Source organism: Pseudomonas sp. MIACH (assembly GCF_001269925.1).
In the GTDB taxonomy this organism is placed as follows: domain Bacteria; phylum Pseudomonadota; class Gammaproteobacteria; order Pseudomonadales; family Pseudomonadaceae; genus Aquipseudomonas.
In genome coordinates this window covers 62,210-86,335 of sequence record NZ_LHVO01000058.1, presented here as the reverse complement: position 1 = coordinate 86,335, position 24,126 = coordinate 62,210, and the positions used below count along the sequence as shown (strand labels likewise).

19 protein-coding genes and 4 tRNA genes are annotated in these 24,126 nt (G+C 59.9%); 15 read left to right on the top strand and 8 right to left on the bottom strand.

The window, feature by feature from the left end; translation table 11 throughout:
* Positions 1–17 precede the first annotated feature (17 nt).
* Positions 18–1,301: a Zn-dependent hydrolase gene (locus AD670_RS24735; RefSeq protein WP_053138493.1), complete on the top strand. Its 1,284-nt coding sequence runs from the start codon at positions 18–20 to the stop codon at positions 1,299–1,301.
* A gap of 122 nt (positions 1,302–1,423) precedes the next feature.
* On the opposite strand, the gene AD670_RS24730 is transcribed toward AD670_RS24735, so the two are convergent.
* From AD670_RS24730 to AD670_RS24715, 4 genes are all read right to left on the bottom strand, one after another.
* The gene (locus AD670_RS24730; protein WP_053138490.1) at positions 1,424–1,882 is read right to left on the bottom strand and encodes a transposase; all 459 of its coding nucleotides are present in this window, start codon (positions 1,880–1,882) and stop codon (positions 1,424–1,426) included.
* Positions 1,883–2,163: 281 nt separating this feature from the next.
* The gene (locus AD670_RS24725) at positions 2,164–3,582 is read right to left on the bottom strand and encodes an efflux transporter outer membrane subunit (protein ID WP_053138488.1); all 1,419 of its coding nucleotides are present in this window, start codon (positions 3,580–3,582) and stop codon (positions 2,164–2,166) included.
* A complete protein-coding gene (locus tag AD670_RS24720; protein WP_053138486.1) occupies positions 3,566–4,735 on the bottom strand; it encodes an efflux RND transporter periplasmic adaptor subunit in 1,170 nt (389 codons plus the stop codon). The genes AD670_RS24725 and AD670_RS24720 overlap by 17 nt, the downstream gene beginning before the upstream one ends.
* Positions 4,725–7,946: an efflux RND transporter permease subunit gene (locus AD670_RS24715; protein ID WP_053138484.1), complete on the bottom strand. Its 3,222-nt coding sequence runs from the start codon at positions 7,944–7,946 to the stop codon at positions 4,725–4,727. Before AD670_RS24715 ends, AD670_RS24720 begins: the two co-directional genes overlap by 11 nt.
* A gap of 204 nt (positions 7,947–8,150) precedes the next feature.
* Here AD670_RS24715 and AD670_RS24710 point away from each other — a divergent pair, with 204 nt between their 5' ends.
* Positions 8,151–8,561 (top strand): hypothetical protein, encoded by a 411-nt coding sequence (locus AD670_RS24710; protein WP_053138482.1) that lies wholly within the window; start codon positions 8,151–8,153, stop codon positions 8,559–8,561.
* On the opposite strand, the gene AD670_RS31735 is transcribed toward AD670_RS24710, so the two are convergent.
* Positions 8,558–8,719 (bottom strand): hypothetical protein, encoded by a 162-nt coding sequence (locus AD670_RS31735; protein ID WP_172681524.1) that lies wholly within the window; start codon positions 8,717–8,719, stop codon positions 8,558–8,560. The two genes, AD670_RS24710 and AD670_RS31735, sit on opposite strands and share 4 nt — an antisense overlap.
* Before the next feature lie 211 nt (positions 8,720–8,930).
* On the opposite strand from AD670_RS31735, the gene AD670_RS24705 reads away from it, so the two are divergent.
* On the top strand, positions 8,931–9,593 hold the full coding sequence (locus AD670_RS24705; RefSeq protein WP_053138479.1) for a C39 family peptidase: 663 nt from the start codon (positions 8,931–8,933) through the stop codon (positions 9,591–9,593).
* Positions 9,594–9,641: 48 nt separating this feature from the next.
* Here the strand turns inward: AD670_RS24705 and pbpG are convergent, their stop codons facing one another.
* Both pbpG and folD read right to left on the bottom strand, forming a co-directional pair.
* Complete coding sequence (pbpG, locus tag AD670_RS24700; protein WP_053138476.1) at positions 9,642–10,565, bottom strand: D-alanyl-D-alanine endopeptidase; 924 nt, start codon at positions 10,563–10,565, stop codon at positions 9,642–9,644.
* A gap of 207 nt (positions 10,566–10,772) precedes the next feature.
* Entirely contained in the window at positions 10,773–11,627 is an 855-nt protein-coding gene (folD, locus tag AD670_RS24695; RefSeq protein ID WP_053138473.1) for a bifunctional methylenetetrahydrofolate dehydrogenase/methenyltetrahydrofolate cyclohydrolase FolD, read from the bottom strand.
* Positions 11,628–11,902: 275 nt separating this feature from the next.
* On the opposite strand from folD, the gene AD670_RS24690 reads away from it, so the two are divergent.
* From AD670_RS24690 to AD670_RS24640, 11 genes are all read left to right on the top strand, one after another.
* Positions 11,903–11,979: transfer RNA gene (locus AD670_RS24690), tRNA-Arg, on the top strand.
* A 32-nt stretch (positions 11,980–12,011) separates the two neighbouring features.
* A tRNA-His gene (locus tag AD670_RS24685) sits at positions 12,012–12,087 on the top strand.
* 57 nt (positions 12,088–12,144) lie between these two features.
* A tRNA-Leu gene (locus AD670_RS24680) sits at positions 12,145–12,229 on the top strand.
* A 76-nt stretch (positions 12,230–12,305) separates the two neighbouring features.
* A tRNA-His gene (locus AD670_RS24675) sits at positions 12,306–12,381 on the top strand.
* A 398-nt stretch (positions 12,382–12,779) separates the two neighbouring features.
* The gene (tig, locus tag AD670_RS24670; protein WP_053138471.1) at positions 12,780–14,090 is read left to right on the top strand and encodes a trigger factor; all 1,311 of its coding nucleotides are present in this window, start codon (positions 12,780–12,782) and stop codon (positions 14,088–14,090) included.
* Between the two features lie 91 nt (positions 14,091–14,181).
* A complete protein-coding gene (clpP, locus tag AD670_RS24665) occupies positions 14,182–14,817 on the top strand; it encodes an ATP-dependent Clp endopeptidase proteolytic subunit ClpP (protein WP_003174822.1) in 636 nt (211 codons plus the stop codon).
* A 112-nt stretch (positions 14,818–14,929) separates the two neighbouring features.
* On the top strand, positions 14,930–16,213 hold the full coding sequence (clpX, locus tag AD670_RS24660; protein ID WP_003238279.1) for an ATP-dependent Clp protease ATP-binding subunit ClpX: 1,284 nt from the start codon (positions 14,930–14,932) through the stop codon (positions 16,211–16,213).
* A 161-nt stretch (positions 16,214–16,374) separates the two neighbouring features.
* Positions 16,375–18,771 carry an endopeptidase La gene (lon, locus tag AD670_RS24655; protein WP_053138469.1) on the top strand — a complete coding sequence of 799 codons (2,397 nt, stop codon included), beginning with the start codon at positions 16,375–16,377 and terminating at the stop codon, positions 18,769–18,771.
* 149 nt (positions 18,772–18,920) lie between these two features.
* On the top strand, positions 18,921–19,193 hold the full coding sequence (locus AD670_RS24650) for an HU family DNA-binding protein (protein ID WP_003174819.1): 273 nt from the start codon (positions 18,921–18,923) through the stop codon (positions 19,191–19,193).
* Between the two features lie 231 nt (positions 19,194–19,424).
* Complete coding sequence (locus AD670_RS24645; RefSeq protein ID WP_053138467.1) at positions 19,425–21,299, top strand: SurA N-terminal domain-containing protein; 1,875 nt, start codon at positions 19,425–19,427, stop codon at positions 21,297–21,299.
* Between the two features lie 99 nt (positions 21,300–21,398).
* Positions 21,399–21,923 (top strand): GNAT family N-acetyltransferase, encoded by a 525-nt coding sequence (locus tag AD670_RS24640; RefSeq protein ID WP_156338304.1) that lies wholly within the window; start codon positions 21,399–21,401, stop codon positions 21,921–21,923.
* Here AD670_RS24640 and AD670_RS24635 read toward each other — a convergent pair.
* On the bottom strand, positions 21,870–23,075 hold the full coding sequence (locus AD670_RS24635) for an MFS transporter (RefSeq protein WP_053138463.1): 1,206 nt from the start codon (positions 23,073–23,075) through the stop codon (positions 21,870–21,872). The two genes, AD670_RS24640 and AD670_RS24635, sit on opposite strands and share 54 nt — an antisense overlap.
* A 119-nt stretch (positions 23,076–23,194) precedes the next feature.
* Between AD670_RS24635 and AD670_RS24630 the strand changes: the two genes are divergently transcribed.
* Positions 23,195–24,091 carry a LysR family transcriptional regulator gene (locus AD670_RS24630; protein ID WP_053138461.1) on the top strand — a complete coding sequence of 299 codons (897 nt, stop codon included), beginning with the start codon at positions 23,195–23,197 and terminating at the stop codon, positions 24,089–24,091.
* Positions 24,092–24,126 lie beyond the last annotated feature (35 nt).

Here is a 24,126-nt window from a genome sequence, read left to right as displayed (position 1 = left end):
AGCCTGAGGAGATCCCCATGAACGCTGCCCTCGACGTTCTGCAATCGACCCACCAGCACATCAACCGCGACCGCTTGTGGCAGTCGCTGATGGACCTGGCCAAACTCGGTGCCACTCCCAAGGGCGGCGTGTGCCGCCTGGCCCTCACCGATCTCGACCGCAAGGCCCGCGACCTGTTTGTGCAGTGGTGCGAAGACGCCGGTTGCACCGTGACCGTCGACGGCATCGGCAATATCTTCGCGCGCCGTCCCGGTCGTAATCCCAACCTGCCGCCGGTGATGACCGGCAGCCATATCGACACTCAGCCTACGGGCGGCAAGTTCGATGGTTGCTTCGGTGTGCTGGCGGGGGTGGAAGTGCTGCGTACGCTCAATGACCTCAAGATCGAAACCGAGGCGCCCTTGGAAGTGGTGGTGTGGACCAACGAGGAAGGCTCGCGCTTCCCGCCGTGCATGATGGGCTCGGGGGTATTTGCCGAGAAATTTACCCTGGCCGATACCTTGGCCAAGGTTGATGCGGACGGCGTCAGCGTGGGTGATGCGCTGAATGCGATTGGCTACGCGGGAACCCGTCCTGAGAGTGGGCACAAGGTCGGTGCGTATTTCGAAGCGCATATCGAACAAGGGCCGATTCTGGAGGACGAGAAGAAGACCATCGGCGTGGTGCTCGGCGCCCTCGGGCAAAAGTGGTTCGACCTGAAACTACGAGGCGTTGAAGCGCATGCGGGGCCGACGCCGATGCACCTGCGCAAGGACGCCCTGGTCGGCGCGGCAGCGGTGGTGGCTGCGGTCAATGCGGCGGCGCTGGGGCATCAGCCGCACGCTTGCGGGACCGTCGGTTGCCTGCAGGCGTATCCCGGTTCACGCAACGTCATTCCTGGCGAAGTGCGCATGACCTTGGACTTTCGTCACTTGGAACCGGCGCGGTTGGATTCGATGATTGCCGAGGTGCGCAAGGTAATCGACGAGACCTGTGCCAAGCATGGGCTGAGTTTTGAAATGGAGCCCACGGCTGACTTCCCGCCGCTGTACTTCGACAAAGGCTGCGTCGACGCCGTGCGAGATGCGGCAAATGGGCTGGGCTTGTCGAACATGGACATCGTCAGTGGGGCAGGGCACGACGCGATTTTCGTCGCCGAGTTGGGGCCTGCGGGGATGATCTTTGTGCCGTGTGAGGGGGGGATCAGCCATAACGAGATCGAGAATGCCGCACCGGATGATCTGGCGGCGGGGTGTGCGGTCTTGCTGCGCGCCATGGTGGCTGCATCGGCAGCCATCGCCAGCGGCAAACTCGCGGCTTGAAATGCGGGTAAAAAATGTGGGAGGGGGCTTGCTCCCGATAGCGGTGTATCAGTTACAGATAAGCTGACTGACCTACCGCAATCGGGAGCAAGCCCCCTCCCACATTTGAACTGTGTTTGACGTTAAACCCAGATGGCATCCCACAGTGGGTAGTCGCCAATCCGCTCGACCAAGCCCGCCCGCAATGGATTAGCCACCACATACCGGGCCATTTTCACCAAGTCATCTTCCTTGCGCAGTGCGCGGTCATGAAAGCTTTCTTGCCAAAGCCGCCCCTTGCGGCCACTCACAGCATTGACGGTCCTGGTGCTTTTTGACTTCACCTGGCACATCAAGTCCGCCAGCGAGCCTTTTTTCAGTTCAAGCAGCCAATGGAAATGGTCCGGCATGATGACCCACGCCAGCGAGTTGGCCAGCCCTTGGTACTGGGCCAACCGAAATTGCCAGACCACCAGGCGAGCGAGCTGGAAATTGTCGAATATCGGTATGCGTTCGTGGGTGTTGGTGGTGATGAGGTAGATGCGGTTGGGGTCGCTGAATCGACCGATGCGCAGGCGGTGTGAAGCGGGTAAATCTGCCATTCCCTGGCCCTCTCTAGATGTGCTTAGAGAGGCTAGATTGGAGAGCAAGAGGTTGATGGGCGGGCTTTTGGCTGGATGTGTCTGGACGGCCGCGATCGGGGGCAAGCCCCCTCCCACATTGGCTCAGCGGTGTTCATACATTGTGTGTCTGACGCGGGGCTAGTGTGGGAGGGGGCTTGCTCCCGATTGCGGTGGCTCAGCTACGGATAAACTGGCTGTTCCACCGCTATCGGGGGCAAGCTCTCTCCTGGATTTAGCTTGAACTGTGCCTGGAGGTGATGTCAGGCGCCAGGTTGCCAGCCGCCGCCGAGTGCGGTCATGAGTCCTACACTGGCCTGCAACTGCCGGGTCTGCACCGCCTGCAATGTCCGCTGCGCTTGCAACGCCGCCGTCTGCGCTGTCACCACATCCAGGTAACTCACCGCACCCGCTTGATAGCTGTTCATCGCCAGCGATTGCGTGTGTTGCGCCGCGTCCGCCGCCGCTTGCTCATCCTGCGCTTGCTGCTGCAAATCCCGCAGTTGCGCGAGGTTATCTTCCACCTCGCGCACGGCCTTCAGCACCCGGCTGCGGTACTGCGCGGACGCTTCTTCAAACTCGGCCTTGGCCTGGCGTTCATTGGCGCTCAGGCGCCCGCCATCAAAGATCGGCACATTCACCAACGGCCCCAGCGCCCAATACCGATTACCCGCCGACAGCAGGTTGCCAACGCCCTGCGTCTGTCCGCCAATCAACCCGGTCAAGCTGAAGTCCGGATACCATGCCGCCTTGGCTACGCCGATATTCGCGTTGGCCGCAAACACCCTGCGCTCTGCCGCCGCAATATCCGGGCGACGTTGCAGCAGGTGGCTTGGCAATTGCGACGGAATTCCCGGCAGGGCGATCAGTTGCTGGCCGGGCGGCAGCGTGAAGTCGCTGGCTGCCACACCTACCAATTCACCGATGGCGTGCTCGGTGAGGTTGCGTTGGCCGCGTACCTCGTCCAATTGCGCCTTGGCCTGCGCCAATTGATTTTGCGCACGGGTCAGGTCCAGCTCCGAGGCTATCTGGCCCTCGTAGCGACTGCGGGTCAGTTGCAGTGCCTGGCTGAAATCCTCCAGCGAGCCAGTAAGAATCCGGCTCTGCGCATCCAGCCCATTGAGCTGCACGTACAAGGTCGCCAACTGACGCTGCAAACTCAGGCGCGCTACCGCCAGGTCATCCCCGGACGCTTGCGCCTGGGCGTCACCGGCCGCGACCTGATTGCGAATTTTGCCCCACAGGTCCAGGTCGTAACTCAACGAAAAACCGGCGGTGTTGCTGTTGTACACCGACGGTTGCGTATTCCCCCGCAGCGGCCGCGAGTCAGATTGGCGCTGGCGCAACGGTTGTGCGCTGGCGGTGATCTGCGGGAACAGCCCGGCATGTAGCTGACTGGCATAGGCTTGGGACGCATCGAAGTGCGCCAGCGCCGCCGCCAAGTCCGGGTTGGCCTTGAGCAGTTGCTGCTGCAGGTCATTCAGGCGCGTGTCGTTGTAGAGCGTCCACCATTCGGGGGCCAGTTGGTCGGACGGCTGCGCGCTGTGCCAGGGGCCGTCGCTGGTCTGTTCGCGGTAGTTGGCCGGCAGGTCAATCGCCGGGACCTTGTAGGTCGGGGCCATCGAGCAGCCTTGTAAGGTCAGCAGCATCAACGCGGCGAGCGGTTTAAGCCTTATGCGCATGTGCACCTCCGGAGGCATCGGCGAGTTGTACGGGATCACCTTCGCGCAACGCATCGGGCGGGTTGTCGACGATGCGGTCGGCGGGCTTCAAACCTTGGTCGATCACCAGGCGTTCGCCCAGGTCGAGGCCGATATGGATGGCTTGCAGGTGCACATGGTTCTGCCCATCCAACACCGCCACCTGGGTGCCCTGGGCGCGGAAGATCAGCGCGCTGGCCGGGATGCTCACGCCATGGGTATCGGCCGGAATCGGCAGGGTAGCCTCGGCATAATCACCGGGCAGCAATTCGCCGTTGGGGTTGTCGGCGACGAACTGGGCGAGCAGGGTGCCGGAGCGGCGGTCGATGGCGGTGGAATCACCGATCAGGCGCGCCTTGAAGTGCTTGCCGGGATGCTCGGGCACGGTCAGCTCGGCTTCAAGGCCGGGATGGATGACCGCCGCGTAGTTCTGCGGCACCGGCACATAGAGGCGCAATTGGTGGGTGTCGGCGATGTTGAACAGTTCCGGATCGCTGTCGGTGTCGGCCTTGATCAATTGGCCGATATCGGTGTTGCGCGCGGTGATGGTGCCGGCGAACGGTGCGCGCAGCGTCTTGTAGCTTTCCAGGGCGGACAGTCGTGCATAGTCGGCAGCGGCGGCCTCGGCGTTGGCCTTTGCGGCAGCGGCGTTGGAGGTTTTTTCATCGGCCTCCTGGCGCGAGACCGAATGGCTGGCCAACAGGTTTTGCCAGCGCGTGGCGGTGGTTTCGGCCAAGCGTGCATTGGCCTGTTCCTGCACCAGGCGTGCACGGGTTTGTGCCAGTTGCTGGTCGAGGTCGGGGCTGTCGATTTCGGCGAGGACTTGCCCGGCCTTGACCTGGCTGCCGATGTCGACTTTCCAGTCCTTCAAATAGCCGCTGACGCGGGCGTGGATCGGAGCCTTGCTCCAGGCTTCCAGGTGCGCCGGCAGGCGCAAGGTGTCGCCGGCCACATTCTGCTTGGGCTGGAACACCATCACTTGCGGGATGGCGGCGGTCTCGGTCCAGGCGGTGACCGATTGTTCGTGCAGCGTGCGGGCATGCAAGCCGTTGGCGACCAACAGGGCGGCCAGGGTCAGGCCGCCGACACCCATGAGCATCAGACGCTTGCGCGAGGGTTTGTGATCAGACGACATGTGGGGTTTCTCCTGCAACTACGCGAGTAGGGTGACGACCGTGGACCAGGCTGAAGACCACGGGAACAAACAACAACGTGGCGAGGGTGGCGAAGATCAAGCCGCCGATAACGGCGCGCCCGAGCGGGGCGTTCTGCTCTTCGGAAATCGCCAGGGGCAACATGCCGATGATCATCGCCAGGGCAGTCATGCACACCGGGCGGAAGCGCGTGTAACCGGCCTCCATGGCGGCCTTCAACGCATCACCATGTTCGGCCAGGCGCTCACGGCAGAAGCTCACCACCAGGATCGAGTTGGCCGTGGCGACGCCCATGCACAAGATGGCTCCGGTGAGCGCCGGCACCGACAATGAGGTGCCGCTGAGGAACAGCATCCACACGATCCCTGCGAGTGCCGCAGGCAAGGCCGTAATGATCACAAACGGGTCGGCCCACGACTGGAAGTTGACCACGATCAGCAGGTAGATCAGCACCACCGCGCCGAGCAGGCCGAGGCTCAGGCCGCTGAAGGCTTCATGCAGCGCATCGATTTGCCCATGCAGGCTGATCACCGCGCCTTTGGGGCGCAGGGACGCGGTGTCATCCAGCACTTTTTGCACGTCGCGGGCCACGCCGCCGAGGTCGCGGCCTTGCACGTTGGCGTACAGGTCCAGGGTCGGTTCGATGTTGTAGTGGGTCACCACCGCCGGGCTTTGCACGCGGGAGATGGTTGCCACGCCGCCGAGGATCTGTGACTGGCCATCGGCGCCGGTCACCGGCAGGGCTTCCAGTGACGGCAGGCTGTCGAGGCGGTATTGCGGGGTGGCGGCGACGATGGAATAGGACACGCCGTTGGCCGGGTTGAGCCAGAAGGTCGGCGCGGTTTGCGAACTGCCGGCGAGGGAGGCAACCATGCTGTTGGTCACGTCCCGCTCGGTAATGCCCAGGCCGTTGGCGCGCATGCGGTCGACATTCACCTGCAGCGACGGGTAGCCGGTGGACTGCTGGATGCGCAGGTCGGCGATGCCGGGCACGTGTTGCAGGCGACGTTCCAACTCGACGGCGTAGGCGCGGTTTTCTTCATCGCTGCGCCCGGAGATTTTTACGTCCAGCGGCGCCGGCGCGCCGAAGTTGAGGATCTGGCTGCTGATGTCCGCCGGCAGGAACGCGAAGTGGCTGCCGGGGAAACTTTGCGGCAGTGCTTCACGCAGTTTTTTCACGTAGTTGGCGGTGGGCGCGTGGTGTTTTTTCAGGCTGACCTGGATGTCGCCATCCTGCGGGCCGATGGTGCCGCTGCTGCTGTAGGCCATGTCGATGCCGCTGAGCGGGATGCCGATGTTATCGACGATGGTGTCCAGTTCTTCGGCGGGGATCACTTCACGGATCCGTGCTTCGATGCGGTCGAAGGCGGCGGCGCTTTCTTCGATGCGCGTGCCCAGCGGCAGGCGCACGTGCAGGGCCAGCGCACCGGCATCCGTGGCCGGGAAGAAGTCCTGGCCAAGGCTGGGCAGTAGCAGGAATGAGGCGAGCACACAGGCCAGAAAGCCCGCGATAAAGCGCTTGCGATGACCCAGGGCCAACGTCAGCAAGCCATGGTAGGTGTCGCGGATATTCGAGAAGTGGCGCTCGAAACCTTGCTGGAAATTCAGCACGGCTTGCAGCGCGGCATTGCGCGGTTTCTTGTGCTGCTCACCCTCATGGTGGTTGATGAATTCGTCTTCAGGGTGATGTCCGGCACCTGGCTCCGGCATATGTGGCTTGAGCAGGAACATCGCCAGTGTCGGCACCAAGGTGCGCGAGAGAATGAACGAGCTGGCCATGGCAAAGATCACCGCCAGCGCCATCGGCCGGAACAGATAACCGGCGATGCCTTGCAGCAGGAACATCGGCACGAACACGATGCAGATGCACAGCAGTGAGACGAACGCCGGGCCGACAATTTGCGCGGCGCCGTCGAGGATCGCGGTCTTCACCGCCTTGCCTTGCTCCAGGTGCCAGTTGATGTTTTCGATGGTCACGGTGGCGTCGTCCACCAGGATCCCCACCGCCAACGCCAGCCCGCCGAGGGTCATGACGTTGAGGGTCTGCCCGCTGACGGCCAGCAGCGCAATGGCCGACAGCACCGCCAGGGGAATCGACGCCGCAATAATGAGCGTGGAGCGCCAGCTGCCGAGGAACAGCAGGATCATCGCGCTGGTCAGCAGCGCGGCGATGATGCCTTCCTGGGCCACGCTGCCCACCGATTGCTTGACGAAGACCGACGCGTCGCCCAGCAACGAGGTTTTCAGTGACGGCGGCAGGGTTTCGTTGATGCGCGGCAGCATCTGGCGGATACCGTCGATGATCGACAGGGTGGAAATACTGCCGTTTTTCAACGCCGGCATCAGCACCGCGCGATGGCCGTCGACGCGCACGATGTTGGTCTGCGGCGGCGAGCCGTCGCGCACATGGGCAACCTGGCCGATGGTGATCAGCGCGCCGTCGACGGTCTTGATCGGCAGGTCGTTGAGTTCATCGATGGCCTTGGGGCTGTTGTTGAGCAGGATCGTGTATTCGTTGGGGCCGAGTTTGGCGGTGCCCACCGGAATGATCTGGTTCTGCAGCGCCAGGGCATTGCCCACATCCTGGGCCGACAAGCCCTTGGCAGCCAGCGCCTGGGGGTCGAGATCGAGGGTGATCTGGCGCTGTTTGCCGCCCATTGGCGTGGGCATGGCCAGGCCGGGCAGGGCGCTGAGGGGCAGGCGGATATTGTTCTGCACCAGGTCGCGGATCCTGGCTTCCGAAAGCGTCGGGCTGGAGAACGCCATTTGCAGGATCGGCACCGTGGAGGCGCTGTAGTTGAGGATCAGCGGCGGTGTGATGCCCGGTGGCATCTGCTTGAGCACGGTCTGTGACACGGCGGTCACTTGGGCGTTGGCAGTGCGGATGTCGACGCCGGGCTGGAAGAAGATCTTCACGATGCCCATGCCGGGCAGGGATTGCGATTCGATATGTTCGATGTCGTTGACGGTGGTACTCAGGGAGCGTTCGTAGGTGTAGATCACCCGACCGGCCATGGCGTCCGGCGACAGGCCGTTGTACTGCCAGACCACGGCGACCACCGGGATGCCGATGTCGGGGAACACGTCGGTGGGGGTTCGCAGGGCCGCCATCGGCCCGATAATGCAGATGAATATGGCCAACACGATAAACGTGTACGGCTTTTGCAGTGCGGTCTTTACCAGCCCGAGCATGCGTGAACCTCCGAGGGAGCAGGATTGCAAACCCCGGCAGTCTTGCCCGACCCACCTAACACGGGCCTTTCAGCCAGGTGAAGGAACATTTAGGTAAGGGCTGAAGATCGTTTCATATGTATTCATTTGTTCTACAAAGGGCGGCTCGCCAAGCTTGTGACCCATCGGATACGACTTTTTATTGATGCCCTTTGGAGCCCTGCCATGTCACTGAAACCTCTGTTGTTGATCCCTGCCCTTGGCGCTGTTTTGTTGTTGTCGGCGTGTGCGGGCCCAATCCCCAAGGCTGATCCGAGCGAAGCCTGGATTGGTTTGAAAGAGGAAGCACCGAATGACCTGATGGCCGAACGCGTGGATGGCAAGCGCGTGGATGACGGCCGCTTTTTTGAAGTGGCGCCTGGAGATCATCGCCTGGATGTGACGTTATTCGAGGAAGAGGCTGGCGACGACAACCAGCAGGACTGCCAGGGCCGTGTCGAGTACAAGCATTTCAAGGCGGGTGAGCATTACACCCTGGTGGAGTCCAGCCTGGGCACCACCGTGCGAGCATCCCTGAGGGATGGGCACGGTAAGGAAGTCGCAGCAACTCAGGATTTCAATTGCATGCCTGGCTAGGCGTGGTGCACCGCCGCTCTATGGGGCTTGGCGGGCGCCGCAGGTTTGACGTGGGGGTGATGGTGCCGGCGGGTAATGCGCAACACCCCCCACAACATGGCGCTGGCTACCGCCAGCCATCCGCAGATCAACAGGAAAATCGTTGTTGCAAGGCTCATTTTGGCCTCCTTTCGCCCCGCAGGGGGCACACACAGTCTTCTCAATGGACAGTCTAGCTACCCGGTGGTTGCCTGCTATTGACCAATGGTCGTGTTCGACCAACTCGTTTGCTCTATCCACGACGCTTTACTAAGCCTGTGGGCTATACCCGCGTGGCAGAGCGTCCTATGATCAGGGCCCTCACCGGCAGTTGATCAAGAGAGTAAAAAATTGCGGTTACGGTCGAACGTTAAAACATCCTTGTTGCTGGCCTGTGTCATAGGGCTCGCGGCCTGTTCCGGGCATCCGTCGAAACTTCCGGGCCTGCCGGAACGTGTCGAACTCAATGGTGTGCCGACCTTTCGCAGCGAGGCTTATCAGAGCGGTCCTACGGCGTTAGCCAGCATGCTGTCGCAACAAGGCATTGTCATGACACCGGGCCTGTTGGATAAGCCGTTGCATTTGCCGGGCGGTGAAGCGGACCTGGAGCGCAACATGCAGGTGCTGGCCCGTGAGTACGGGCTGATGGTGTACCCGCTGGACGCCAAGCTGACCGCGGTTCTGGCGCAGGTGGCGGCGGGTTACCCGGTGATGGCACGGATTGGCGGCGGCCTGTTGTCTGACGCGCACTACGTGGTCGTGGTGGGTTTCAACCAGCAGAAAAGCACGGTGCTGTTGCGCTCAGGCATGGACCGACGCCTGCTGATGAGCTTCAGCGACTTTGAGTCGAAGTGGAACAGCGCCGGGCACTGGGCAATCCTCACCCAGCGCCCGAGCCAGTTGCCGGCCAATGTGGATGCGCAGCGTTGGCGGGATGCGGCGAATGCGACGGCCCAGGCCGGGCAGGAGCAGGCGGCTGCGCAGGCACTCAAAGTGCTGGCGGAACACAGATAAAAATGTGGGAGGGGGATTGCTCCTCCCACATGGGGTCTTCGGTGTTCTTTAGCGGCGGACTTCGGCTGCGTTCGCGCGGTTCTTCAGGTTCTTGTCAGCCTTGTAGCGCAGCGCAACGTCCGGCACCGAGCCGCCCTTGCCGGTTTCAACCCAGCTACGAATACGGCTGGCATCGGCAAAGTGCGTGAATTTGCCGAACGCATCCAGGATTACCAGCGACACCGGGCGATTCCCCATGCTTGTCACCAGTACCAGGCAATGGCCAGCCTGGTTGGTAAAGCCGGTCTTGGTCAGCTTGATATCCCAGTTGGCGCGGTTGATCAGGTGGTCGGTGTTGGAGAAGCCCAGGGTGTAGTTGGGCTTGCGGAACGCTACGGTCTTTTCCTTGGTGGTGCTCAGCTGGCTCAGCATTGGAAACTTGTGTGCGTAGGCCAGCAGCTTGCTCAGGTCACGGGCGGTGGACACGTTGTGGATCGACAGGCCGGTGGGCTCAACATAATGGGTGCTGGTCATGCCCAGGGCCTTGGCCTTGGCGTTCATCGCGGCAATAAAAGCCGCGTAGCCGCCCGGATAGTGGTGCGCCAGGCTCGCGGCGGCGCGGTTTTCCGAGGACATCAGGGCGATCAGCAGCATCTCTTTGCGCGGCATCTGGCTGCCGATCTTCACGCGCGAGAACACACCTTTCATTTCCGGTGTGTCGGTGATGTTGATGTCGATGTACTCGTCCATGTTCTGCTTGGCTTCGAGCACGATCAGGCCTGTCATCAGTTTGCTCACCGAGGCGATAGGCACCACCACGTCGGGGTTGCTGGCGTAGATGACCTTGTTGGTTTGCAGATCCACCAGCATGGCGCTGTCGGAAGCGATCTGCAGTTTGGACGGATCACGCGGCGCCAGGGTGGATTCGGCGGCGTGCGCAAAGGTGCCTGTGAAAACAAAAAATAGGCTGACAATAGAGAGACGAATTTTCACGCGGATGAACTCGCTAAAAAGTAAGAAATACCGTTGGGAAACGGGTTTTGTGACAAATGGCGTTACATTTTAGGAGTATGGACGAGAGACTGTCGAATGTTCTTCTAAAACCAGACGAAAGTGCTTAAAAACTAAGAAAAAACAGGTTTTCTTCCGGGCAATAAAAAGCCCTGCGATAAGGCAGGGCTTTTTCAGTGCTGCTGGTTATTAGTCGTGCAGGGTTTCGGCTGCATACAGGGTATTTTCCAGCAGGCAGGCACGGGTCATCGGGCCAACGCCGCCTGGCACCGGGGTGATCCAGCCAGCGCGGGGCAGGGCGGTCTCGTACACCACGTCACCCACCAGCTTGCCGTCTTCCTGGCGGTTGATGCCCACGTCGATGACGATGGCGCCTTCCTTGATCCATTCGCCCTTGACCAGTCCCGGCTTGCCGGCGGCCACAACGACCAGGTCGGCACGGCCAACGTGGCCGGCGAGGTCCTTGGTGAAGCGGTGGGTCACGGTGACGGTGCAACCGGCCAGCAGCAGCTCCATGGCCATGGGGCGGCCCACGATGTTGGACGCGCCGACGACAACGGCGTCGAGGCCGTACAGGTCGACACCGGTGCTTTCCAGCAGGGTCATGATGCCTTTGGGCGTGCACGGGCGCAGCAGCGGGATACGCTGGGCCAGGCGACCGACGTTATAAGGATGGAAACCGTCGACGTCTTTGTCTGGGCGGATGCGTTCCAGCAACTTGGATGCGTCGAGGTGCGCAGGCAATGGCAATTGAAGGAGGATGCCGTCCATCGCCGGGTCGTCGTTGAGGCTGTCGATCAGGTCGGTCAGGGCCTGCTGGGTGGTGTCGGCAGGCAGGTCGTAGGCCTTGGAAATAAAGCCGACCTCTTCACAGTCTTTACGCTTGTGCGAGACATAAACCTGAGAGGCAGGATCGCTGCCGACCAGGATCACCGCGAGGCCAGGCGTGCGCAAGCCTTGTTGGCTGCGCTCGGTGACTCGTTTGGCGATCTGCTGGCGCAGGCTGGCGGCGATTGATTTGCCGTCGATAAGTTGTGCAGTCATTACGCGTGATTAACCATCGAGAGGGGGAGGAAAAGTGCGCGCATTCTCGCACGCCATGACGTGAGGGCAAAGGCGCTTGGTCCGCAAATTGGCCTAACCCCTTAAATAAAATGAATTTTTTTCAAAAAAGATTTGACGGGTTTCCAGGCCCTCTATACTATTCGTCGCACTTGTCGGGCACAGCCTAGCACTGGTTAAGAAGGTCGAGCAGAATCGTTGTTCTGTAAGGCTGGAAGCACTTAGTTTGTAATCCTCCAAGAGTACAGATTAATAAGGCGCCCGTAGCTCAGCTGGATAGAGCATCCGCCTTCTAAGCGGATGGTCGCAGGTTCGAGTCCTGCCGGGTGCGCCATTAGGCAGCTTTGGCACAAGTAGCGCTATATGGTGGGCGTAGCTCAGTTGGTAGAGCACGGGATTGTGACTCCCGTTGTCGAGGGTTCGATCCCCTTCGTCCACCCCATATTTTGAAAAGGCGCCAGATTAATCGTCTGGCGCCTTTGCTTTAAGAGCTTCAAGCGCGGATGTGGTGGAATTGGTAGACACACTGGATTTAGGTTCCAGCGCCGCGAGGCGTAAGAGTTCGAGTCTCTTCATCCGCACCAATAAAGCTTTACTCGGTCTATACGCAGGGTAGGGCTCGACAAAGAAGTGGTTTGGTTTCTTTGTTAACGCAATATGGTGGGCGTAGCTCAGTTGGTAGAGCACGGGATTGTGACTCCCGTTGTCGAGGGTTCGATCCCCTTCGTCCACCCCATATTCGAAAGGCGCCAGATTTAACAGTCTGGCGCCTTTTTTGGTTTTGGCGGTTCGGATTTTCGTGGCTGCAGGTTCTGGGTCGCGATGGCGGTGCATTTCATCGTATTTATGTGTCTCGATGATGCTGCGTTGTCTATCTGCCCTCACTGCGGGGTGGGCGTCAGGGAGATGGGTGACGACCCCTTCTATATATAGAAGGGGCGGCGCAGAGCCCTGGCGTGATTGGCTTTATTTGTCACCGGGGCGGGGCGCGACAGTGCCTTCGTACCGATAAATTGCCGGCTGTTTACGGGCGTATTTCCAGTAGGGTGACTTCTTGAGTTTGACCCACTAGAATGCATGCCCTTGATTGGGGTCGGAAATGGCCGGCTAACGTCTGTGCAACGAGGAATATCCATGCAAGTTTCTGTTGAAAATACTACTGCTCTCGAGCGCCGCATGAGCATCACCGTGCCGGCTGAGCGCATCGAGACTGCGGTCAACAAGCGTCTGCAGCAGACTGCCCAAAAGGCCAAGATCGCTGGTTTCCGTCCAGGCAAAGTGCCAATGAGCGAAATCAAGCGCCGTTTTGGTGCTGATGCGCGCAATGAAGCCGTCGGTGACGTGATCCAGGCTTCCTTCTATGAAGCAGTGGTTGAGCAAAAGCTGAACCCGGCTGGTTCGCCTTCGATCGAACCTAAGTCCCTGGAAGCAGGCAAGGACCTGGAGTACGTTGCCGTATTCGAAGTGTTCCCTGAGTTCGAAGTGGCCGGTTTCGACGGTATCGCTATCGAGCGCCTGAGCGCCGAAGTGGCTGATTCGGACCTGGACAACATGCTGGAAATCCTGCGCAAGCAGAACACTCGTTTCGAAGTGGCCGACCGTGCCGCCCAGAACGAAGATCAGCTGAACATCGATTTCGTGGGCAAGGTTGACGGCGAAGCGTTCGCTGGCGGCTCCGCCAAGGGTACTCAGCTGGTGCTGGGTTCCAACCGCATGATCCCTGGTTTCGAAGACGGTCTGGTCGGCGCCAAGGCCGGTGAAGAGCGCGTTCTGAACCTGACTTTCCCTGCTGACTACCAGAACCTGGACCTGGCTGGCAAAGCCGCCGAGTTCACCGTGACGGTCAACAGCGTTTCCGAGCCTAAGCTGCCAGAGCTGAACGAAGAGTTCTTCAATCAGTTCGGTATCAAGGAAACCGGTATCGAAGGCTTCCGCACCGAAGTTCGCAAGAACATGGAGCGCGAGCTGCGCCAGGCCATCAAATCCAAGGTCAAGAACCAAGTCATGGACGGTCTGCTGGCTGCCAACCCGATCGAAGTGCCTAAGGCCCTGCTGTCCAACGAAGTGGATCGCCTGCGCGTACAAGCTGTTCAGCAGTTCGGCGGCAACATCAAGCCAGACCAACTGCCGGCCGAGCTGTTCGAAGAGCAAGCCAAGCGTCGTGTGGTACTGGGCCTGGTCGTGGCTGAAGTGGTCAAGCAGTTCGACCTCAAGCCTGACGAAGACCGCGTTCGCGAAATGATCCAGGAAATGGCTTCGGCCTACCAGGAGCCTGAGCAGGTTGTGGCTTGGTACTACAAGAACGACCAGCAACTGAACGAAGTACGTTCGGTTGTGCTGGAAGAACAAGTTGTGGATACTGTTCTGCAGAAGGCTAAGGTGACCGATAAAGCGGTCTCTTACGAAGAAGCAGTCAAACCGGCGGAAGCAGCACAAGCCGACTGATTGTCCAACTCGTTGGAAATACAACCATAAGCCAGCCTCGCGCTGGCTTATGCGTTTTCAAGACATGACTATTTGGGAGTAACTGCAGAGCATGTTCCGTAATTCCTATATTCAGCAGAACTCTGATATCCAGGCCGCAGGCGGCTTGGTCCCGATGGTTGTCGAGCAGTCCGCTCGTGGCGAACGCGCCTACGACATCTACTCGCGCCTGCTCAAGGAGCGAGTGATCTTTCTGGTGGGCCCGGTAGAGGACTACATGGCCAACCTGATCTGTGCGCAACTGCTGTTCCTTGAAGCGGAAAACCCGGACAAGGACATCCATCTCTACATCAACTCGCCGGGCGGTTCGGTGACAGCGGGCATGTCGATCTACGACACCATGCAGTTCATCAAGCCGAACGTATCGACTACCTGCATTGGCCAGGCCTGCAGCATGGGCGCGTTCCTGCTGACCGCAGGTGCCGAGGGCAAGCGTTACTGCCTGCCGAACTCGCGCGTGATGATTCACCAGCCACTGGGCGGTTTCCAGGGCCAGGCGTCGGACATCGAAATCCACGCCAAGGAAATCCTCTTCATCCGCGAACGTCTCAACACGCTGATGGCCAAGCACAGCGGGCACACCCTGGAAGAAATCGAGCGCGACACCAACCGCGACAACTTCATGAGCGCCGAAGCCGCACGTGAATACGGGTTGATCGACGCAGTGATCGAAAAGCGCCCCGCTTAATATAAGCCGCTCAAAATAGGGCTGGTCGGGTTTTCCGATCATCGGCGGGCTTGAAAAAGCCCGCATAAGCCTTCATCTTGTGTTGCAAGCCTATCGGATTTGGATCGAACGAATGACTGACACCCGCAACGGCGAGGACAACGGCAAGCTGCTCTATTGCTCCTTCTGTGGCAAAAGCCAGCATGAAGTGCGCAAATTGATTGCCGGCCCCTCGGTCTTTATCTGCGACGAGTGCGTCGACCTGTGCAATGACATCATCCGTGAGGAGGTGCAGGAAGCCCAGGCCGAAAGCAGCGCGCATAAATTGCCTTCGCCTAAAGAAATCAGCGGCATCCTTGATCAGTATGTGATTGGTCAAGAGCGTGCAAAGAAGGTTCTGGCCGTAGCGGTGTACAACCACTACAAGCGTCTGAACCAGCGTGACAAGAAAGGCGACGAAGTCGAACTCGGCAAGAGCAACATCTTGCTGATCGGTCCTACAGGCTCGGGTAAAACCCTGCTTGCAGAAACCCTCGCTCGCCTGCTGAACGTTCCGTTCACCATCGCCGACGCCACCACCCTCACTGAGGCCGGTTACGTGGGTGAGGATGTCGAGAACATCATTCAGAAACTGCTGCAAAAGTGCGACTACGACGTAGAGAAAGCCCAGATGGGTATTGTCTACATCGACGAAATCGACAAGATCTCGCGCAAGTCCGACAACCCGTCGATCACCCGGGACGTTTCGGGTGAGGGCGTGCAGCAGGCACTGTTGAAACTGATCGAAGGCACGGTAGCTTCCGTACCGCCACAAGGCGGCCGCAAGCACCCGCAGCAGGAATTCCTTCAGGTTGATACGCGCAACATCCTGTTTATCTGTGGCGGTGCGTTCTCCGGCCTGGAGAAGGTTATTCAGCAACGGTCTACCCGTGGCGGCATCGGTTTCAGTGCAGAAGTTCGCAGCAAGGAAGAAGGCAAGAAGGTGGGCGAGTCCCTGCGTGAAGTCGAGCCTGACGATCTGGTCAAGTTCGGTCTGATCCCGGAATTCGTTGGCCGTCTGCCGGTCCTGGCCACGTTGGACGAGTTGGATGAGGCGGCTCTGATTCAGATCCTCACCGAACCGAAAAACGCCCTGACCAAGCAATATGCCAAGCTGTTCGAGATGGAAGGTGTGGACCTTGAGTTCCGTACTGACGCACTCAAGTCGGTAGCCAAGCGGGCATTGGAGCGCAAGACCGGTGCACGTGGTCTGCGGTCTATCCTCGAAGGCGTATTGCTCGACACCATGTACGAGATCCCCTCGCAGTCCGAGGTGAGTAAAGTGGTGATCGACGAAAGCGTTATAGAAGGCAAGTCCAAGCCACTGTATATCTATGAAAACAGTGAGCCGACTGCCAAGGCTGCGCCTGACGCGTAAGCGTTTCGCAGTTTCGGTACAAACAAGGGGCCTCTAGGGGCCCCTTTGTTTTTCATAAGGATTTTTACTGCGTGTAACTGCCAGCATTGAGCTTGTTTTTTTTACACGTAGCCCCCATCTTGGTTTCAAGTTTATTTTTCAACTGTCATAGAGGCGAAATCATGAAGACAACCATCGAATTGCCTCTCCTGCCGTTGCGTGATGTCGTCGTCTATCCGCACATGGTTATCCCGCTGTTCGTGGGGCGCGAGAAGTCTATCGAAGCCCTTGAGGCCGCGATGACGGGCGACAAGCAGATCTTGCTGTTGGCCCAGAGAAATCCTGCTGATGATGATCCAGGCGAAGATGCCCTGTATCGCGTCGGCACCATTGCCACTGTCCTGCAACTGCTCAAACTGCCTGACGGCACCGTCAAGGTGCTGGTGGAAGGCGAGCAGCGCGGTGCAGTCGAGCGTTTCATGGAGGTGGATGGCCACCTGCGCGCTGAAGTGGTGCTGATCGACGAAGTCGAGGCGCCTGAGCGCGAGTCCGAAGTATTTGTACGCAGCCTGCTCTCGCAGTTTGAGCAGTATGTGCAGTTGGGCAAGAAAGTCCCGGCTGAAGTCCTGTCTTCCCTCAATAGCATCGATGAGCCAAGCCGCCTGGTCGACACCATGGCCGCGCACATGGCGCTGAAGATCGAGCAGAAGCAAGACATCCTTGAAATCATCGACCTCTCGGCCCGTGTCGAACACGTGCTGGCATTGCTGGATGCCGAAATCGATCTGCTCCAGGTCGAGAAGCGCATCCGTGGTCGTGTCAAAAAACAAATGGAGCGCAGCCAGCGCGAGTACTACCTGAATGAGCAGATGAAGGCCATTCAGAAGGAGCTCGGCGACAGCGAGGAAGGCCACAACGAAATCGAAGAGCTGAAAAAGCGCATCGATGCTGCCGGCCTGCCGAAAGACGCCCTGACCAAAGCCACCGCCGAGTTGAACAAGCTCAAGCAGATGTCGCCGATGTCCGCCGAGGCCACCGTGGTGCGCTCGTACATCGACTGGCTGGTGCAGGTGCCGTGGAAGGCCCAGACCAAGGTGCGCCTGGATCTGGCTCGTGCCGAAGATATCCTCGACGCGGACCACTACGGTCTCGAAGAAGTCAAAGAACGCATCCTCGAATACCTCGCCGTACAAAAGCGCGTGAAGAAGATTCGTGGCCCCGTGTTGTGCCTGGTTGGCCCGCCTGGCGTGGGTAAAACCTCCCTGGCCGAGTCCATCGCCAATGCCACTAACCGTAAATTCGTGCGTATGGCCCTCGGTGGTGTGCGCGATGAAGCGGAAATTCGTGGTCATCGCCGGACTTACATCGGTTCGATGCCAGGAAGATTGATTCAAAAAATGACAAAAGTGGGTGTGCGCAACCCGCTGTTCCTGCTCGATGAAATCGACAAAATGGGCAGCGACATGCGTGGCGATCCGGCATCGGCCTTGCTGGAAGTGCTCGACCCTGAGCAGAACCACAACTTCAACGACCATTACCTGGAGGTCGACTACGACCTGTCCGACGTAATGTTCCTGTGCACCTCCAACTCCATGAACATTCCGCCAGCATTGCTGGACCGGATGGAGGTGATTCGTCTGCCGGGTTACACCGAAGACGAGAAGATCAATATCGCCGTCAAATACCTCGCGCCCAAGCAGATTTCGGCCAACGGCCTGAAGAAGGGCGAGATCGAATTCGACGTCGAGTCGATCCGCGACATCGTGCGTTACTACACGCGGGAGGCCGGTGTACGGGGCCTTGAGCGCCAGATCGCGAAGATTTGCCGCAAGGCGGTCAAGGAGCACGCACTGGAAAAACGCTTCTCGGTGAAGGTCACTGCCGACGCTCTTGAGCACTTCCTGGGCGTGCGTAAATTCCGTTACGGCCTGGCTGAGCAGCAGGATCAAGTAGGGCAGGTGACTGGCCTGGCGTGGACCCAGGTGGGCGGTGAATTGCTGACCATCGAAGCTGCGGTGATCCCCGGCAAAGGCCAGTTGATCAAGACCGGCTCCCTCGGGGACGTGATGGTCGAATCCATTACCGCCGCGCAGACCGTGGTGCGCAGCCGCGCGCGGAGCCTGGGGATCCCCCTGGACTTCCACGAGAAGCACGACACTCACATCCACATGCCGGAAGGGGCCACTCCTAAAGACGGCCCTAGCGCTGGCGTAGGCATGTGCACGGCCCTGGTATCGGCGTTGACCGGCATTCCGGTGCGCGCCGACGTGGCCATGACCGGGGAAATCACCCTGCGTGGTCAGGTATTGGCCATCGGTGGCCTGAAGGAGAAATTGCTGGCGGCGCACCGGGGTGGAATCAAGACCGTGATCATTCCTGAAGAGAATGTTCGCGACTTGAAGGAAATTCCTGACAATATCAAGCAGGATCTCCAGATTAAACCGGTTAAATGGATTGACGAGGTCCTGCAAATTGCGCTGCAATACGCGCCGGAGCCCTTGCCGGATGTGGCTCCGGAGATAGTTGCAAAGGATGAAAAACGGGAGTCTGATTCCAAGGAAAGAATTAGCACGCATTAATGTGAATAAGCCTGGGTGCTTCCTTGACAGCTTTTTAGAGCCCTTGTTATAAAGCGGCTCTTAAGTGTCTGTAGGCCATTCAGCACTGGTTTTTGCTGTTTACCAAAAAACTTAGAATCATACTCAATAGATATATAAGGGGACTTAGAGTGAACAAGTCGGAACTGATTGATGCTATCGCTGCATCCGCTGATATCCCGAAAGCTGCTGCTGGCCGTGCGCTGGATGCAGTAATCGAATCCGTCACTGGCGCTCTGAAGGCCGGCGACTCCGTGGTACTGGTAGGCTTCGGTACTTTCTCTGTGACTGACCGCCCAGCTCGCACTGGCCGCAACCCACAGACTGGCAAAGCACTGCAAATCGCTGCTGCCAAGAAACCAGGTTTCAAAGCCGGTAAAGCCCTGAAAGAAGCGGTTAACTAAGCTTCGATCGAGCCTTTACCGACCCGGGTCAGACGCAGGTCTGGCCTGGCAGCGGAGCGACAGCTGACCCCAGTATCCATCGGGTCGCCAAGCCGGGGGTTCAAGTTCAACCCCCCGTCCGCTCCGCCAGTTACGAGAAGGCGCATCCTCGGATGCGCCTTTCTTCTATCCGGACTCTACCCACGCTCCACGGTTGCCAATTTTTGAAGTTCAACCGTTTCTGGGGGACGCATGCTGCAAAATATCAGGGACAATTCACAAGGCTGGATTGCCAAGACCATTATCGGGATCATCGTCGCATTGATGGCGTTCACCGGTATCGAGGCCATTTTCCAGGCTTCGACCAACACCAAGCAGGACGTGGCCAAGGTCAACGGTGAAGAGATCACCCAAACCGAACTGAGCCAGGCCGTCGACATGCAACGTCGCCAGCTGATGCAACAGCTGGGCAAGGATTTCGATGCTTCACTGCTGGACGAAAAACTGCTGCGCGAAGCGGCCCTCAAGGGTCTGATCGATCGCAAACTGCTGCTGCAAGGCGCCGCCGATTCCAAGTTTGGCTTCTCTGAAGCTGCGCTGGACCAGGTGATCCTGCAAACGCCGGAATTCCAGGTGGACGGCAAGTTCAATGCCGAACGTTTTGATCAGGTGATCCGCCAACTGGGCTACAGCCGTCTGCAGTTCCGTCAGATGCTGACCCAGGAAATGCTGATCGGCCAGGTACGCGCAGGTATTGCCGGCAGCGGCTTCGTGACCGACGCCGAAGTGCTGGCATTCGCCCGTCTGGAAAAACAGACCCGCGATTTTGCCACCGTCAATATCAAGGCCAACCCAGCGGCGGTGAAACTCACCGACGACGAGGTCAAGGCTTACTATGACCAGCACGCCAAAGAGTTCATGACCCCGGACCAAGTGGTCATCGACTACCTTGAACTGAAGAAGTCGTCCTTCTTCGACCAGGTCAGCGTCAAGGACGATGAGCTGCAGGCTGCTTATCAGAAAGAAACCGCCAACCTCGCTGAACAGCGTCGTGCGGCGCACATCCTGATTGAAGTCAACGACAAGGTCACCGAGGCGCAAGCCAAGGCCAAGATCGAAGAAATCCAGGCACGCCTGGCCAAGGGTGAGAAGTTCGATGCCCTGGCCAAGGAGTTCTCCCAGGATCCAGGTTCGGCCAACAACGGTGGCGACCTCGGCTTTGCCGGCCCAGGCGTCTACGACCCGGACTTCGAAGCAGCCTTGTACGCGCTGAACAAAGACCAGGTTTCGGCGCCAGTGCGCAGCACCTTCGGTTGGCACTTGATCAAGCTGTTGGGCGTTGAAGCACCGCAAGTGCCGACGTTTGCCAGCCTGAAAGACAAGCTGACCCGCGAGCTCAAGACCCAACAGGTTGAGCAGCGTTTTGTCGAAGCGACCAAGCAATTGGAAGATGCGGCATTCGAAGCCTCTGACCTGGCCCAACCAGCATCCGACCTGAAGCTGACCGTGCACACCTCCGCGCCGTTCGGCCGTGAAGGTGGTGAGGGTGTTGCGGCCAACCGTGCCGTAGTTACCGCAGCGTTCAGCCCGGAAGTGTTGGATGAGGGTGCCAACAGCACCGCCATCGAGCTGGACCCGGAAACCATCATCGTGCTGCGTGCCAAAGAGCACCGCAAACCTGCGCAACTGCCGCTGGAAAGCGTTGCTGCGGCGATTCGCACTCAGATGGCCAAGGAGCGCGCCAGCGCGGCTGCCAAGACTCACGCTGACGAGTTGATCGCCAGCCTGCGTGACGGTAAGACCCCGCTGAACCAGCCGGTCGACGGCCAGGCCTGGAAAGTCACAGAAGCGGCTACCCGTAGCCAGGAAACGATTGACCCTGCCGTGCTGCAAGCCCTGTTCCGCATGCCTAAGCCTGCGGCCAAGGACAAGCCGACGTTCACCACCGTGACCCTGGCTGATGGCAGCCTGGTGATCGTGCGCTTGAACGGCGTCAACGAAGCGGCTGCCCCAACGGACGAAGAAAAGGCGCAATACCGCCGCTTCCTCGCTTCCCGTGTTGGCCAGCAGGACTTCGCGGCTTACCGCAAGCAGCTGGAAACCAAGGCTGATATCAAGAAGTTCTGATATCGGTTTGAATAAGAAGCCCCCGGCCTGAAAAGACCGGGGGCTTTTTTATGTGCGCTAGACTGGGTGCTCGTTACCGTCGACCCAGGAGTTTCAAGCGTGTTGATTCAAGGAATGGATGGCTTGCTGATCCGCCGCGCCAGTGTGGCGGATGTTCCTGCCGTGCTGCAGGTGTTCGACGAGGTGATCGCCTGGTTCGTTGGCATGGGCAATACCCATCAGTGGGGCACCGAGCCCTGGTCGGCTTCGCCCCGGCGGGTCGCGCAAGTGGCTGAAGCCTGCGCGTTGCCCGGGGCCTGGGTGGTCGAGGGCCCCGGAGGGCACCTCAGCGGAGCGCTGGTGTTGGGCGATCCCATGCCTTATGTACCGTCGGCGACTGAGCCCGAGGTGTATGTGCGCCTGTTGATTGCCGCGCGTGACCCGAGTGTTCGCGGCCTTGGGCGGCGCATGATGGCCTTCGCCGATGACCAGGCCCGCGCAGCAGGAGTGACACGCTTGCGTGTGGACTGCTACGGCGGCGGGACCGGGGATCTGGTGCGTTTTTATGAGTCCTGTGGCTACGAGCGCATTTCAACGTTCGACTTGGCGGGGTGGCCGGGCCAGCTGTTGGGGCGCCGTCTGTGATGCTCCGGCCCACGCCAATAGCATCAGCAGCATAACGGCCCATGGAAAGCCCGCGACGCCCCAGCCCTGAAGCAACACGCCACCCGCCAGTCCGCCACCGGCTATCCCCAGGTTCCACACGGTCACCAGCATGGATTGTGCGGCATCCGCCGACTCGCCCGCCGATTGGGCCAGTGCGGTTTGCAGCAGTGCCGGCAGGCCGCCGAACGCCAGTCCCCATAACGCCACGGCGGTATAGATGACTGCCGGCACATTGATCCAGAACGCCAACCCCAGGGCGATTAAGCCAAACAGCGCACAGCTGATCAGCAGCAAGGCACGCAGCCACCGGTCAATCAACACACCTGCCAGCCAGATGCTCAGTACCGCCGAAAGGCCAAACACCAGCAGCACTCGGTCAACATCCGCATCGATCCCGGCGGGCACCAGCAACGGGGCGATGTAGGTGTACAGAATGTTGTGGGCCAGCACGTAGGTAAACGTCACCCATAGCACCGGACGAATGCCCCGCAGGTTCAGCACCTGGCGCAGCCCCAAGCGTTTATCCGCCCGTTCGCCGGCAAAATCCGGCAGTTGCCAACGCGCCCAGGCCAGTAACACCAAGGTCAGCCCGGTCATGATTGCAAAACTCAGGCGCCAGCCAACGGCGGTGCCGAGGAAGGTGCCCGCAGGCACACCCAGTGACAGCGCCAGCGGTGCACCCAGCATCGCCACGGCAATGGCGCGACCTTGCAGGTGTGGCGCCACCATTCGGCTCGCATAACCCGCCAGCAACGCCCAGAGCAGGCCCGCGAAGACCCCGGCAAAAAAGCGTGCCACCAGGGTCAGCCCGTAGTGGCTGGACAGAGCCGTCACGCTATTGACCAAGGCAAAGCCGCCAATGGCCAGCAGCAGCAACGGTCGCCTGCGCCAGCCGCGGGTCAGCAGCGTCAGCGGGATGGCGGCCAGCAGAGAGCCAAGGGCATAGAGGGTGACCAATTGGCCGACCAAGGCGGGCGACACGTCCAGGCCTTCGCCCATCTGCGGCAGAAGTCCGGCGGGCATGGCTTCGGTGAGGATGGTGATAAAGCCGGCGCTGGCCAGGGCCAGTAGTCCGCCCAGCGGTAATGAATCCCCCTGGGCTGATGCGGCGAGTGAAGGGCTGCTGCTCATGACGTTTTATCCAGGTAAAAGGGCAAGCAGGCAGAGTAGGGGGCTGTGGTTGACGGAAAAACAGGCTAAGGTTCCGAACTTATCGGACGCCAGAGTCCGCAATCGCTAAAGGCGGGATCATGGACAGCTTGGGCAGCCTTTCGGTATTCGTGCAGGTGGCGCAGACGCTCAGCTTCACCGCCGCCGGCCGTGTGCTGGGGGTGTCGTCGTCGGCCGTGGGCAAAAGCATTGCGCGGATGGAAGAGCGCCTGGGCGTGCGGCTGTTTCACCGCAGCACGCGCAGTATCACCTTGACCAGTGAAGGCTCGCTGTTCCTTGAGCGGTCGCGGCGGATTCTCGCTGAGGTGGAAGCGGCCGAGCAGGAGCTGACGGACGCCGGTGCAGCGCCACGGGGCAAGCTGCGCATCAGTGTGCCGCAGGTGCGGGGCTTGTTGATGCCGGTACTCAGTGACTTTATGCGCGCCTATCCGGATATCGAGTTGGATGTGGATTTCTCCGACCGCATGGTGGACGTGATAGAGGAAGGTTTCGATGCGGTGATTCGCACCGGCAAGCCAGAGGATTCGCGGTTGATGGCGCGCCACTTGGGCCACTACCAGTTGGTACTCGTCGCCACGCCGGGCTACTTCGCCCAGCACGGCACCCCGCAGCAACCGCAGGACCTGAATGGCCACGCCTGCCTGCGCCACAAGTTCTGCGCCACGGGCAAGCTCGAGCCCTGGCCGTTGCGTCTTGCCCCAGGCGCAGCCGAACCGCTGTTGCGCACGCCGTTGGTCAGCACCACCATCGAGTCCCTCAACCATGTGGTGCTCGAAGGATTGGGCATTGCCTGCCTGCCGGACTACATGGTCAAGCAGGCCGTGGGCGAGGGGCGCTTGCAACGGGTGCTGGATGATTACCTGGAACACCGGGGCAGTTTCTGGATGTTGTGGCCCGGTCGCCATACCTCGACCAAGCTGCGCGTGTTTATCGAGCATATGTGCGCCGGGCTTTTTCCTGCAGCCCCCGGTGGGTAACCCTGTGACGTTTTACCGACAGGAATGCGCGCGCC

Coding starts and splice junctions, on each gene's coding strand:
- AD670_RS24720 (WP_053138486.1), bottom strand. CDS start 4,735: ATGTCGTCTGATCACAAACCCTCGCGCAAGCGTCTGATGCTCATGGGT.
- clpX (WP_003238279.1), top strand. CDS start 14,930: ATGACTGACACCCGCAACGGCGAGGACAACGGCAAGCTGCTCTATTGC.
- clpP (WP_003174822.1), top strand. CDS start 14,182: ATGTTCCGTAATTCCTATATTCAGCAGAACTCTGATATCCAGGCCGCA.
- lon (WP_053138469.1), top strand. CDS start 16,375: ATGAAGACAACCATCGAATTGCCTCTCCTGCCGTTGCGTGATGTCGTC.
- AD670_RS31735 (WP_172681524.1), bottom strand. CDS start 8,719: ATGAGCCTTGCAACAACGATTTTCCTGTTGATCTGCGGATGGCTGGCG.
- AD670_RS24645 (WP_053138467.1), top strand. CDS start 19,425: ATGCTGCAAAATATCAGGGACAATTCACAAGGCTGGATTGCCAAGACC.
- AD670_RS24730 (WP_053138490.1), bottom strand. CDS start 1,882: ATGGCAGATTTACCCGCTTCACACCGCCTGCGCATCGGTCGATTCAGC.
- AD670_RS24725 (WP_053138488.1), bottom strand. CDS start 3,582: ATGCGCATAAGGCTTAAACCGCTCGCCGCGTTGATGCTGCTGACCTTA.
- AD670_RS24715 (WP_053138484.1), bottom strand. CDS start 7,946: ATGCTCGGGCTGGTAAAGACCGCACTGCAAAAGCCGTACACGTTTATC.
- tig (WP_053138471.1), top strand. CDS start 12,780: ATGCAAGTTTCTGTTGAAAATACTACTGCTCTCGAGCGCCGCATGAGC.
- AD670_RS24635 (WP_053138463.1), bottom strand. CDS start 23,075: ATGAGCAGCAGCCCTTCACTCGCCGCATCAGCCCAGGGGGATTCATTA.
- folD (WP_053138473.1), bottom strand. CDS start 11,627: ATGACTGCACAACTTATCGACGGCAAATCAATCGCCGCCAGCCTGCGC.
- AD670_RS24710 (WP_053138482.1), top strand. CDS start 8,151: ATGTCACTGAAACCTCTGTTGTTGATCCCTGCCCTTGGCGCTGTTTTG.
- AD670_RS24630 (WP_053138461.1), top strand. CDS start 23,195: ATGGACAGCTTGGGCAGCCTTTCGGTATTCGTGCAGGTGGCGCAGACG.
- AD670_RS24735 (WP_053138493.1), top strand. CDS start 18: ATGAACGCTGCCCTCGACGTTCTGCAATCGACCCACCAGCACATCAAC.